Here is a 12,069-nt window from a genome sequence, read left to right on the forward strand (position 1 = left end):
TGAAATACTATTAATAACAGGGGATAACACGTGAGCGTTATAGATCGCCTACTTAACTTCGGCGAAGGTCGAGTGCTCAAAAAGCTCGAAAAGATCGCCAACCAGGTCACCAGCATCGAAGATGACTACATCGCTATGAGCGATGAAGAACTTCGTGGCCAGACCGCTGAATTCAAGAAGCGTCTTGAGGAAGGCGAAACGTTAGATGACATTCTGATCGAAGCGTTCGCGACTGTACGTGAGGCATGTAAGCGAGTTCTGGGTAAACGCCCATTCGACGTACAGCTAATGGGTGGCGCAGCCCTTCACATGTGCAACATCGCCGAGATGAAGACCGGTGAAGGTAAAACTATCGTCGCGCTGATGCCTAGCTACTTGAACGCACTTACTGGTAAGGGTGTGCACGTCGTTACCGTTAACGATTACCTTGCCGAATACCAGTCCGAACAGATGGGACGTGTTCACCATTTCCTTGGTCTGACCGTGGGCGTGATCCTCTCGAACATGACCCCTGCTGAGCGTCGAGTCGCATACAACGCAGACATCACGTACGGAACTAACAACGAGTTCGGCTTTGACTACCTTCGTGACAACATGGCCATGACCCCAGAAGATCTGGTTCAGCGCGGCCACTACTTCGCGATTGTGGATGAGGTCGACTCGATTCTGATCGATGAGGCCCGAACGCCGTTGATCATTTCTGGCCCTGCCACCGAAAACAAGCAGTGGTATCCGGCTTTCGCGAATCTCGCTCTCCGTTTGACTCGCGATGAAGACTATGAGGTTGATGAGAAGAAGCGCACGATCGCTATTCTCGCACCAGGAATCGAGAAGACCGAGGACATGCTCGGCATCGACAACCTTTACGAGTCGGCTAACACGCCGCTTATCGGTTACCTGAACAACGCAATCAGGGCTAAGGAACTCTTCCACCGCGACAAAGACTACGTCGTGTCGAACAACGAGGTTTTGATCGTCGATGAGCACACCGGTCGTACCCTCGAGGGACGTCGCTACAACGAAGGTTTGCACCAGGCTCTAGAGGCTAAGGAACACGTCGAAATCAAGGATGAATATCAGACCTTGGCGACGATTACGCTTCAGAATTACTTCCGCATGTATACCAAGCTTTCGGGCATGACGGGTACTGCAAAGACTGAAGAGTCCGAGTTCCAGAAGATTTATGGTCTGGGTGTCCTGGTCATTCCAACCAACAAAGAGATGATCCGCAAGGATTATGACGACAAGATCTATCGGACAGAGGACGCCAAGTACAACGCGATCGTGAAGCTCGTCAAGCGGATTCACGATACTGGCCAGCCGATTCTTCTCGGTACTGCATCAGTCAATAAGTCGGAGGAGCTATCCCGTCGTCTGAAGATTGCTGGCATTGCGCACCAGGTTTTGAACGCTAAGCACCACAAGCGTGAGGCTGCAATTGTCGCTGAAGCCGGTAGGAAGGGTGCTGTTACTGTAGCCACGAACATGGCCGGCCGTGGTACTGACATCATGCTTGGCGGTAACCCCGAATTCATTGCTACCGAGAAGCTTAAAGAGCGTGGCTTGGATCCCGTCGAGGACGCAGAAGAATACGAAGCAGCGATGCGAGAGCTTCTTCCTGTTCTCGAGAAGCAGGTTGAGGCAGAACACGACGAGGTCGTGGAGCTCGGTGGTCTTGTCGTAATCGGTTCTGAGCGTCACGAGTCCAGGCGAATCGATAACCAGCTGCGCGGACGTTCTGGCCGTCAGGGTGACCCGGGAGAGAGCCGCTTCTTCTTGAGCTTGCAAGACGATCTGCTGCGTTTGTTTAAGCCTGACGCTGTTGAAAACGCGTTACTTCGTCTGAATGTGCCGGATGATGAGCCCATTGAGATGAAGATGATTTCCAGGGCAATCGAGAGCGCTCAGAAGCAACTGGAAGCCCAGAACTTCGAAATTCGTAAGAATGTTCTTCGCTACGACGACGTCATGAACCGTCAGAGGCACGCCATCTACGGCGATCGTCGCAAGGTTCTCGCTGGTGCAGAATTGTCGGACACCCTAGAAGAGGTCACCGACAAAATCATCGGCGCAGGCATCGAGCGCTACACGCAGGGCTTCGCAGATGATTGGGACATCGACGGTCTGTGGCAGGCGATGAACCAGCTTTACCCTGTTGGTCTGGCCAAGGAAAACTTCGAAGAAGTCGATGACGCTGACGAACTGGTTGAGGCTTTCCGCGAAGATGCGCGTCGCGTCTACAAGGAACGCGAGGCTCTTCTCGGCGAAGAAAACATGCGAGACTTCGAGCGTACGGTTTGGCTTTTCGTCCTTGATAGAAAGTGGCGTGAGCACCTCTACGAGATGGATTACCTGCGTGAAGGCATCGGTCTTAGGGCGATGGCTCAGCGCGATCCACTCGTCGAGTACCAACGCGAAGGCGCACTCATGTTCGACCAGATGCGTGAAGGCTTCTACGCTGAGGTCGTTCAGTTCTTGTTGAACCAGCCGCTGGATGGTCTCGTTAAGCAGAATCAAGAGAATGAAGCTGCTGTGGCTGAGGAAAGCTCCTCAGCTGAAAAAGCCGAGGCACAGCAGGCTCCTGCCAAGAAGAACGAACAGTTGCGATACTCGGCGCCTTCTGAGGATGGTTCTGAAGAAGAATCTAATAGGCAGGTTGTTTCAACCGAGGCAGACCAGGTAGGACGTAATGATCCATGCCCTTGTGGTTCTGGAAAGAAGTACAAAAAGTGCCACGGCCGTAATCGTGGCTAGCTGACCAAAGCAATGATGTGGCCAGTCGACCGGAAGTAGTCGGCTGGCCACTTGTTTTGTTACTTGGCTATCCGGACCTCAGGTTTTGAGAAATTGTGGAAAACTATATGTGTGGATTTAGTTTTCGTGCCTGTCAGCCGTGCCCAACTGGATGAACTTTCTGATTCGGGGAGCCTCAATGGCGCGGTTCAGGCTTTTGTAGCGAACGGACCCTTGAAAGATACCTTCGGAATCGGCGACTACAAAGAGTCTCAAGAAGAAGCAGAGTTAGCTGCCTTGCAGGTTGCTGGCGTCTGGGCGCTGGCCAAATACGGTGAGAGACTGATAGCGGTTATCGACGCTTCGAAAGCAAAACTTTCCGAAGGGTCAGAAGCAGAAAACGGGGGAGTAACCGTTTCTAACATTTCGGCTAAAGCGGTCGTCTCTTGGTTTTCCGATGACCAGGAAGCACCTAGAAGTCTGCTAGAGGAAATGGCCGGTCTAGAACTCGACGATGCCTGGCAAGCCGCGCAGGAATTTATGTCTAGTCATGATTTGGCCTGGCACACGCTCAGCGAAATTTAGCTGAGCCACTCTTTTCCGACTTCCTGCTGTTTATCGATCACTCTCATAACGTAAGGTGAAGCTGTTTCCTCGATTTTTTTGCTCAGAAGTGGAACGCTTACCGTGAAGTCGCATTCATAATCGACAACTGTGAGTTTCTCGTTTCCTCTTAGGATAGCTTTACCCGTTAAAGTGGCGGGCATGTTTTCCACGGTGGAAGATAGATCTGCTTCTGCTCTACCGTCGATTAGATCGCTCCAGGTAGCGACCATCTTGAGGTTGATGCTTTGGCCTACGAATTTTTGCGCTTTACTTGGGGCAGCAATGCCTGCTCTCAGGGTGACTTCTGAATCGTCTTCGGTGACTTCAGAGCTATCTGCTCCTGCCATTTCGGCTACCTTACTTAGGAAATTTTTATCCCTTAGCATTGCGTAGACGGCCTGTGAGCTTGCAGCAAATTCGTGACGTGATGTAATTCGCATACATACATGATGCCATTTCAGGCAGCAGGTACTAATCAACGCGTCTGATCAACTCAGGAGATTCCTTAATGCCTAGCGAGACTCGATTTCCGGAAGATCTTGCCGAATTCGAAGAAATTGCGCGCCAGCCGGACCAAACTCTCATCAGAGTTCGCCAAGGCAGCTTAGACGCTAGCGCCCATGTGACAGTCCAAGTGATAACAGCAGACCGCCCTTTTATCGTGGAGACGATACTGCAGATTGCCAACAGCCTAGGTTTTTTAAATAGAGGACTATCGCATCCTCGGCCTTGGGTGACGCGTAACGAAAAAGGTCTAATAACTGCGTTTGGTAAGAACGCCGAGAAAGCCAGTCGGGAATCCTGGGTAAGGTTAGATCTCTTGAGCCCCCTAGGCGTGCCTACCGATGAAACTCTCCCTGGGTTAGAGCGCAAGCTCAAATTGGCTCTGGACGATCTAACCATCGTCAGCAACGACATGGAACAGATGCGCGACAACATTCGTCAGGTTGCTGAGTCTGCGCAGCAGGAAACGACCAGGCAGATGCTGATTTGGCTTTCTGACCCGAGCCATTTTCTGCCTGTAGGCACCCAGGCTTATCGAATTACTGACACGGGGGCTTTCTGGCCAAGATCGAACGGATTGGGAATTCTCAACGATGTGGTTAGAGCTACAAGGCGTTTCCATGCTTCGCTACTTCCCGGCGAAGATCCCGAGGAATTGATCGTAACTAAGGATTCAGAACGGTCAAGGATCAGGCGAGGGGGATACCTCGATTACTTTGGGGTAAGGATCTTTTCTCAGGGAAAGGTCATAGGAGAACACAGGTTCTTGGGTCTCCTGACTTCCACGGCGTACTCGGAGTCAATTTTTAATGTGCCGTTGCTCGCGCAAAAGTCCAACAAGATGATGGAGGAACTGAAATACGACCCGGAGTCTTTCGCCGGGAGGAGTCTGCTCGCAGCGATGGAGACTTTCCCTCGCGAGGAACTGCTTAGGGCAACTCCGAAAGAACTGTATCCGATCTTGGCTCAGGTGGGACAACCGGAGGAGCGCAGAGAGCTAAGAATGTTCTTGCGTAGAGGGCGCTGGGGGCGGATGCTGACTGCCGTCATTTACTTTCCTCGGGACCGTTATAACACGACGGTTCGAGAAAAGATGATCGAAGTGCTGAAGGCTGCAACAGGAGCTAAAGAAGTTGAGTGGAGCCTTTTGGTTAGCGAATCCGTTCTAGCTCGCGTTTACATAAGCCTGCGAGTCGAAGAGGGCAGACAACTACCTCATGTAGATCCGACAAGACTAGAAAATTCTATTAAGCACGCAACTAGAAGCTGGTCGGATCGGTTTGCTGAGATCGCGGAAAGATTCCCCTCGTCCGCTAGGGGGATTGATTTCTCAGATGCCTATAAAGAGGCATACACGCCGTTGGAAGCGGTGACAGATTTGGCGGAGTTTAACAAAATACAAAATTCCGATGATTTAGGCCTGCTAATTTATCAGCCAATCCCTCCACAAAACGGTGTCGACTTCCGGTTGAAGATATTCCGGGTCGGTGCCGAAATGAAGCTCTCCGAATTAGTCCCTGAGCTAGTTGGGTTTGGCGTCGATATCGTCGATGAATTTCCGTTCAAGGTGAAATTGAGAGGAAAACCCGCGGTTGTCTACGACTTCGGGCTGAGCCTGCCCGCAGGAGTCTCTAGAATCGAAGAGTGGCCTTATGACGACAGGCAAAAATTTATGTCTGCGTTAGAGGCAAGCTTCAGGTTCGAAAATGTTACTGGGGGACAATGATGAAAATCGACTTACATACACACTCAACGTTTTCCGATGGCACCGACACGCCAACCATGCTTGTTGCTAATGCGCAGAAAGCCGGTGTCGGCGTTGTAGCACTTTGCGATCATGACACTTTCGACGGGTTATCCGAGGCCATGGAGATGGGCAGGCGCATTGGCGTCAGAGTCATCCCCGGAATTGAAATAAGTGCTTGCTCGGGAGAAGATTCGGTTCACCTGCTTGGCTACGGTACTGACATTCACAATGCTGATTTGCTCGGAGAGTTAAGCAAGTGCCTGAAAAGCCGTCAAGAGCGCATCCCTCAGATCGTTTCAAAGCTAACCGAAGAGGGTATAAAGATCTCAGTTGAGGACGTTCAGGAAAAGGCAGCAGGCAATTCTATCGGTAGGCCCCATGTGGCCGACGCAATGGTCGCAGCGGGCTATGTGAAGCATCGCAATGAGGCCTTTGAAAAGTATCTCGCCTACGGCAAACCCGCTTACGTGGGACGCTACGAAATTCCTGTCGAAAAGGCTATTGATCTTGTCCATTCTGCTGGCGGGGCAGCTGTTTTGGCTCACCCACTTATTAAGGGCAGAGGTGAAAATATCAGTACCGAACTCATCGAAAAATTGACGCTGGAAAATGGCTTGGACGGAATAGAGGTCGACCACCCGGAGCAAGATAACGTGAGCAGGGATCTTCTTCGGCAACTCGGGCATCGACTTGGCCTGATGCGCACTGGTGGAAGCGACTATCACGGCACCGGCAAGATCGGTCACGGCTTAGGCAGCGAGACCACAAGGCATAGCGCTCTGCAGGGGTTGGTGACTCGAATCCGCAGTCATGGCGGAAAAATCTCTGTGCTCTAGAATGATTGCCATGACAGATCAGTACAAAGATAACAAAGAGCCAATTACCGAAGATAGCGTGGAAAAAAACCTGGCTGATTCGACTTCTGAGGCTTCTTTACAGGCTAGCTTGTCTCGCAGCAAGGCAATTGAGGACGACCTCTCAGTTAATCCTGAAAAATACCGAATGCTAACGGGCGACAGGCCAACCGGTGAGCTGCACATTGGGCACTATTTTGGTTCGCTCGCTAATCGCGTGCGTCTTCAAAACGCGGGTGTCGAGAGCTTTGTACTGATTGCTGATTACCAGGTTATTACCGACCGCGATGGCGTCGGCCCTATCAAGGACCGTGTCTACTCGGCGCTTGCTAACTACATAGCAGTCGGGATCGACCCTGACAAGAGCACTATCTTCACGCACTCTGCAGTGCCGGCTCTCAACCAGTTGATGCTTCCTTTCTTGTCTGTCGTCACAGACTCGGAGCTCTACCGCAACCCAACTGTGAAGTCTGAACACGAGGCGACTGGCGGTCGTCCGATGAGCGGTCTTTTGCTCACCTATCCGGTCCATCAGGCGGCAGACATCCTGTTTTGCAAGGCAAATTTGGTGCCCGTAGGCAAAGACCAGTTGCCTCACCTGGAACAGGCTCGCGTGATCGCTCGTAGATTTGATGAGCGTTACGGTCGTGTTGATAAAGACAAGCCAGTATTTCCGTCTCCGGAGGCTTTGCTGAGCGGGGCTTCAAGCATTCTCGGTCTCGACGGTAAAAAGATGAGCAAGTCTCATGGAAACACGATTGAGATCGGCATGAGCTCTGACGAGACCGCTAAACGGATCAAGAAGGCCGTCACCGATTCCGAACGTCACATCACTTTCGACCCGAAGAACCGTCCTGAGGTATCTAATCTGGTTAATTTGGCTGCGCTATGCGCTGATCAAGATCCCGTAGCAATTGCTGAGGAAATCGGCGATGGCGGAGCCGGACAGCTGAAGAAGCTGGTTACCGAGTCCGTCAACGAGTACTTCGCTCCGATTCGTGCCCGCAGGGCAGAATTGGTGGCAGATCACGGTTATCTAGAGAAGATCCTTGCAGACGGTAACGAGGTCGCGAACGAGGTTGGCAACAAGACACTCAACGAGGTTCGCTCTGCCATGCAGATGATTTACTACTAGAAAACGTCTAAATTAGCCTTCCGCCAGCTCTGAATTAAAGTTGAAGCATGCGTTTTGCGATGATCGGAGCTGGCGGGCTAGGCGGTTTTTATGGCGCCAAACTGTTCGCAGCCGGAAATGAAGTTGCCCTAATAGCTAGACAGCGCACTGTTGATGCGATTCGGAACAATGGTCTGAGGGTTATTGGTGATACCGAGCTACATTTAGATGTCTTTGCCACAACTGATGCTAACGAAATCGGTGAGGTAGATTACGTATTTTGCACTCCTAAGCTTCATCAGCTGCCTGACGCGTTGAGGCATCTGAAGCCGTTAGTCGGGAAAGAAACGGGCGTAGTCACACTCCAAAATGGAGTTGAAGCGCCTTCGATTGTCGCCACCGAAATTGGTGAAAACCATATTATGCCTGGTGTTGCAAGAGTTTTTGCCAATGCGGATCAGCCCGGCGTTATATCCCATAGAGGGGGACCAGGCTCGCTATCTTTCGGTGAATGGGATGGCAGCCAATCCGGCAGATCTGAGCGGTTAGCTCAGGCCGCAAAGTCTGCTGGTATTCCGGTGCCGAGATTTGACAATGAGTGGTTGGACGTATGGCTTAAGTTTGCTTTCGTGGAGCCATTCGGTGTTTTGGGTGCTATGACGCAAAAACCGATCGGATTCCTCCGGAAAGAACTTCGGTGCAGCTTAGGTGCTGCAGTTTCAGAGGTGCTGAATTTAGCTACTGCTAGGGGAGTGGACGTCCCCGATGCTTCCCTAGACCAGATAATGAAATTCCTCGATGCGCAGCCAAAAGATTCGACATCCAGCCTGCAACGAGACCTATTGACAGGTGTGCCAAGCGAATTCGAAGGCCAGCCGGGTGCTGTAGTGCGATTAGCTGGGGAGTCGGGAGTAGACGTGCCTATCCATGACCTTGCATATGAAACGTTAAAACGAATCGCAAAATGAGCCCGGTCAAAGCACGGATAGGAATATCGCTTTTCTTCTTCACCAATGGAGCGATTTTCACAAACATCGTTCCTAGGCTGCCAGAGATAAAACGAGACTTTCTCCTTGGCGACAGCGCCTATGGCTTTATGATCGCCTTGATCTCTGTTGGCTCCTTGCTGGCTGTAAGCGTCACGGTGCAGCTGCTAAAGCGTTTCGGAGCGATAAATACCGGACTTTGCGGGACGTTTTTGCTGTGCGCAAGCGCTGCACTAATTGGGTGGGCTTCAAACCTCATAGTCCTCGCGTTAGCTTTCGCGTCTTTTGGTTTTCTGGACGCAATCGTCGATTCCGCTCAGAACGTCCACGGAGTGCGCGTAGAAGATTACAACGACCGTTCGATAATGAATTCGTTGCACGCCTTATGGAGCTTGGGAGCTGCCCTCGGCTCCCTTATGGGATCTGCTTGTGCAGGATTGGGTATAGGCCGCGGAGTCCATCTGAGTGTCGTAGCTTTGGCCCTGGCTATTGTGGCATTCTTTGCCTGCAAAATGGCAAAAATACCTGAGGGCTTCAGCGTCAGCTCTAATCAGAATCCTGAGCAAAAGCTTAAATTCCGGTTGCCACGGCCGGTGCTTGTGACTCTTCTAGCTCTGGGCGTTTTAGCCATCGCTGGTGTGGTGATCGAAGATCTCGGGAGCGGGTGGTCCATCCTTTATTTGATACGAGAGGTAAGCGCACCAATCGGTATAGCTGGACTGGGATATACCGCCATCATCGGAGCGCAGTTCGTAGGCAGGATCTTGGGCGACCTGCTAATCGATAAGTATGGGCGAAGAAGAATTCTGCTGGTTGGTGGTTTAGCAATTTGCGTAGGTGGAGTTCTAGTTGTCGGACTCCCAACTACCTGGACCGTCATGTTGGGCTATCTATTTGCTGGCTACGGCTGCGCCACAGTGGTTCCGACTGCCTATGCTTCGGCCGGTAGAATTCCTGGTCTCCCGGAAGGCTTCGGCATCACCGTCGCGAGCTGGATGCTAAGAATCGGGCTGCTTCTTAATCCGCCAATTGTTGGTCTCATTTCGCAAGCTACTTCATTGCGTGCGGCCATGTCATTAATGCTCGTTTCAGGTTTGGTCATTGTAGCGCTTGCAGGAAAAACTCGAATACAATCTGTTCGTTGATTTTTTTGAGAGGACATCTGATGAGAAAGATATCTGCAGCAATCGTAGGGTACGGAAATCTCGGAAAGAGCGCTGAGAAAGTTATTGCCTCGAGTTCTGACATTGACCTCTACGGAATTTTCTCCCGACGCGACAGTCTTGACACCGGTAGCCCGGTTTTCAATGTAGCCGACGTGGAGAAACATTCCGAAAATATTGACGTCTTTTACCTATGCCTTGGAAGCGCTACTGATATTCCGGAAATGTCTGAGAAATTCGCTAGGCTGGCCTGCACCGTAGACACGTACGATAATCACCACTATGTAGCTAAGCACTACGAGCAGATGGACGAGATAGCAAAGGCCTCTGGCAACGTTTCTATCGTCTCCACCGGCTGGGACCCGGGCATGTTTAGCCTGAATAGGGTATACGCCTCTGCAGTATTGCCGAACTCCGACCAGCACACCTTCTGGGGGCCGGGGGTATCTCAGGGACACTCTGACGCATTGCGTCGAATCGACGGGGTGCAGAAAGCAGTCCAGTACACTTTGCCGGACGAGGGCGCGTTAGATAAGGCTCGCCAGGGCAACGCTCAAGGTTTGACTGGTCAGCAGGCTCACAAGCGTCAATGTTTCGTTGTTGCTGATGAGAGCGAACACGCCCGCATCGAAAAAGAGATCAGGGAGATGCCCGATTATTTCGTTGGCTACGAGGTAGAGATCAATTTCATCTCTTCTGAAGAGTTCGACCGAGATCACGCAGGGATGCCACACGGCGGATACGTGATCACGACTGGCCAGGCAAACGGCACCCAAGACACCATCGAGTACAGCCTGAAGCTTGAAAAAAACGCCGACTTCACCGCCGCTGTTGCTGTTGCATACGGACGTGCCGCGGTACGGATGAAAGAGCAGGGTGTCAGTGGTGCGAAAACGGTGCTGGAGGTGGCTCCTTACTTGATCCACCCAGCACCGCTTAGCGAATTGATTTCTAAAAACGTTTAGTTGCTTCGTTCGCGAACAACTTTTCCGTTCTTGGTGCGCCGCCGCGTCCTCTTGGGGCGCGGCTTGGCGTTCCGAGTCTTCTTCTCAGCCGGCTTCTTGTCGTCCTCATCGGATGACTTCTTGAGGCGTCCCTTGGTGCCCTTGGGGATCTGCAGGTCGTTCAAGAAGTTTTCGCTGGTCGAGTAAGTCTCGGGAGGGTCTGCAAGATCCATTCCCAGAGATTTGTTGATTACGTTCCAGCGAGTCACGTCCTGCCAATCGACAAGTGTCACTGCGAAGCCGGATGCGCCAGCGCGTCCGGTGCGACCAATCCTGTGGACGTATTCCTTTGCGTCGTCCGGAACCTCAAAGTTGACAACGTGAGTGACATCACTGACGTCGATTCCGCGGGCTGCAACATCTGTGCAAACAAGGATCTTCATCTGGTTGTTGCGGAACTTCTTAAGGGTACGTTCACGCTGTGACTGGTTAAGGTCCCCGTGGATCGTACGGGCGTTGAAGCCTCTATCAACTAATTCGTCGGTCAACCTCTGCGCCGAACGCTTGGTGTGAGTGAAAATCATCACTTTGCCGACGTTCGGGGCCTGGAGCATTTTGCCAATCATCTCTGGCTTATCTAGGTCGTGCGCCTGATAAATCAGCTGTTTGATGTCGGGCACGGTCGCCTGTGCGTCTTGTCCCTCAGCGCGGATGTGTACCGGATTATGCAGTCTCGAACGGACCAGAGCCATGATTGCGGCGGGCATCGTCGCTGAGAAAAGAAGCGACTGCCTATCGTTGGGAGTTCGGTCTGTCAGATTCTCGACGTCGGGCAAGAACCCTAGATCGAGCATCTCGTCTGCCTCGTCTAACACGAGAATTCGCACGTGCGATAAATCGAGCGCCCGCTGGTTAGCCAGGTCAAGTAGTCGTCCGGGAGTGCCCACTACGACGTCTACACCTTTTTTAAGCTGGGCTAGTTGCTCATCGTATGAAACGCCACCGTAGATAGTCACGAACTTGGCTCCGGTCTTTCGAGCTGCAGAACTAAGATCTCCAGAGACCTGCTGCGCAAGCTCGCGGGTGGGGGCCATGACTAAAGCCTGCGGCTTACCGTAATGCTCGAACTCATCGAAGCCTTCATTGCCTGGAAGAATAATTCGCTGCAGCAACGGTAGCCCGAAGGCGAGAGTCTTACCCGTTCCGGTCCGTGCCTGACCAATCAGGTCGGAACCGCTAAGAGCGATCGGAATGGCCATTTCCTGAATTGGGAAGGGCTCATTAATGTTTTGCTCTGCAAGAGCCTCGCAAAGGAGAGGATTGATGCCCAAAGAAGCGAAGGTCTTCGAGTCTTTGTCCTCATATTCTTTAGTAGTTTTGCTTTCATTCATCACTAACGATGCTACTCGTAAACTTCA

The 12,069-nt window shown here is 51.9% G+C and carries 10 protein-coding genes and 1 pseudogene; 9 read left to right on the plus strand and 2 right to left on the minus strand.

The window, feature by feature from the left end; translation table 11 throughout:
- Positions 1–39 precede the first annotated feature (39 nt).
- Together secA and HMPREF1255_RS01895 are read left to right on the plus strand one after the other, a co-directional pair.
- Positions 40–2,754 carry a preprotein translocase subunit SecA gene (secA, locus tag HMPREF1255_RS01890; protein WP_036916943.1) on the plus strand — a complete coding sequence of 905 codons (2,715 nt, stop codon included), beginning with the start codon at positions 40–42 and terminating at the stop codon, positions 2,752–2,754.
- 111 nt (positions 2,755–2,865) lie between these two features.
- Entirely contained in the window at positions 2,866–3,318 is a 453-nt protein-coding gene (locus tag HMPREF1255_RS01895) for a hypothetical protein (protein ID WP_024110594.1), read from the plus strand.
- Here the strand turns inward: HMPREF1255_RS01895 and HMPREF1255_RS01900 are convergent.
- Positions 3,315–3,779, minus strand: a complete 465-nt coding sequence (locus HMPREF1255_RS01900) for a DUF2505 domain-containing protein (protein WP_081717313.1) — start codon at positions 3,777–3,779, stop codon at positions 3,315–3,317. The two genes, HMPREF1255_RS01895 and HMPREF1255_RS01900, sit on opposite strands and share 4 nt — an antisense overlap.
- Before the next feature lie 68 nt (positions 3,780–3,847).
- Between HMPREF1255_RS01900 and HMPREF1255_RS10150 the strand changes: the two are divergent.
- The 7 genes and pseudogenes from HMPREF1255_RS10150 to HMPREF1255_RS01930 form a co-directional block, all read left to right on the plus strand.
- Positions 3,848–4,141: pseudogene (locus HMPREF1255_RS10150) on the plus strand (hypothetical protein); the annotation flags it as partial.
- Positions 4,142–4,159: 18 nt separating this feature from the next.
- Positions 4,160–5,569: a hypothetical protein gene (locus tag HMPREF1255_RS01905; RefSeq protein WP_369793281.1), complete on the plus strand. Its 1,410-nt coding sequence runs from the start codon at positions 4,160–4,162 to the stop codon at positions 5,567–5,569.
- Complete coding sequence (locus HMPREF1255_RS01910) at positions 5,569–6,426, plus strand: PHP domain-containing protein (RefSeq protein WP_024110635.1); 858 nt, start codon at positions 5,569–5,571, stop codon at positions 6,424–6,426. The genes HMPREF1255_RS01905 and HMPREF1255_RS01910 overlap by 1 nt, the downstream gene beginning before the upstream one ends.
- A gap of 1 nt (position 6,427) precedes the next feature.
- On the plus strand, positions 6,428–7,579 hold the full coding sequence (trpS, locus tag HMPREF1255_RS01915; protein ID WP_231477445.1) for a tryptophan--tRNA ligase: 1,152 nt from the start codon (positions 6,428–6,430) through the stop codon (positions 7,577–7,579).
- 47 nt (positions 7,580–7,626) lie between these two features.
- Entirely contained in the window at positions 7,627–8,526 is a 900-nt protein-coding gene (locus HMPREF1255_RS01920; protein ID WP_024110802.1) for a 2-dehydropantoate 2-reductase, read from the plus strand.
- The gene (locus tag HMPREF1255_RS01925; RefSeq protein ID WP_024110741.1) at positions 8,523–9,689 is read left to right on the plus strand and encodes an MFS transporter; all 1,167 of its coding nucleotides are present in this window, start codon (positions 8,523–8,525) and stop codon (positions 9,687–9,689) included. The genes HMPREF1255_RS01920 and HMPREF1255_RS01925 overlap by 4 nt, the downstream gene beginning before the upstream one ends.
- Positions 9,690–9,709: 20 nt before the next feature.
- Positions 9,710–10,672 carry a diaminopimelate dehydrogenase gene (locus HMPREF1255_RS01930; RefSeq protein WP_016456194.1) on the plus strand — a complete coding sequence of 321 codons (963 nt, stop codon included), beginning with the start codon at positions 9,710–9,712 and terminating at the stop codon, positions 10,670–10,672.
- On the opposite strand, the gene HMPREF1255_RS01935 is transcribed toward HMPREF1255_RS01930, so the two are convergent.
- Entirely contained in the window at positions 10,669–12,042 is a 1,374-nt protein-coding gene (locus HMPREF1255_RS01935) for a DEAD/DEAH box helicase (RefSeq protein ID WP_016456193.1), read from the minus strand. The genes HMPREF1255_RS01930 and HMPREF1255_RS01935 overlap by 4 nt on opposite strands.
- Positions 12,043–12,069: the final 27 nt, after the last annotated feature.

The organism is Propionimicrobium sp. BV2F7 (assembly GCF_000510445.1).
Taxonomy (GTDB): domain Bacteria; phylum Actinomycetota; class Actinomycetes; order Propionibacteriales; family Propionibacteriaceae; genus Propionimicrobium; species Propionimicrobium lymphophilum.

What these genes read in the sequence shown, in the direction of transcription:
- HMPREF1255_RS01900 (WP_081717313.1), bottom strand. Translation starts at nt 3,779, where the DNA reads ATGCGAATTACATCACGTCACGAATTTGCTGCAAGCTCACAGGCCGTC.
- HMPREF1255_RS01935 (WP_016456193.1), bottom strand. Translation starts at nt 12,042, where the DNA reads ATGAATGAAAGCAAAACTACTAAAGAATATGAGGACAAAGACTCGAAG.
- HMPREF1255_RS01920 (WP_024110802.1), top strand. Translation starts at nt 7,627, where the DNA reads ATGCGTTTTGCGATGATCGGAGCTGGCGGGCTAGGCGGTTTTTATGGC.
- HMPREF1255_RS01925 (WP_024110741.1), top strand. Translation starts at nt 8,523, where the DNA reads ATGAGCCCGGTCAAAGCACGGATAGGAATATCGCTTTTCTTCTTCACC.
- HMPREF1255_RS01910 (WP_024110635.1), top strand. Translation starts at nt 5,569, where the DNA reads ATGAAAATCGACTTACATACACACTCAACGTTTTCCGATGGCACCGAC.
- trpS (WP_231477445.1), top strand. Translation starts at nt 6,428, where the DNA reads ATGATTGCCATGACAGATCAGTACAAAGATAACAAAGAGCCAATTACC.
- HMPREF1255_RS01930 (WP_016456194.1), top strand. Translation starts at nt 9,710, where the DNA reads ATGAGAAAGATATCTGCAGCAATCGTAGGGTACGGAAATCTCGGAAAG.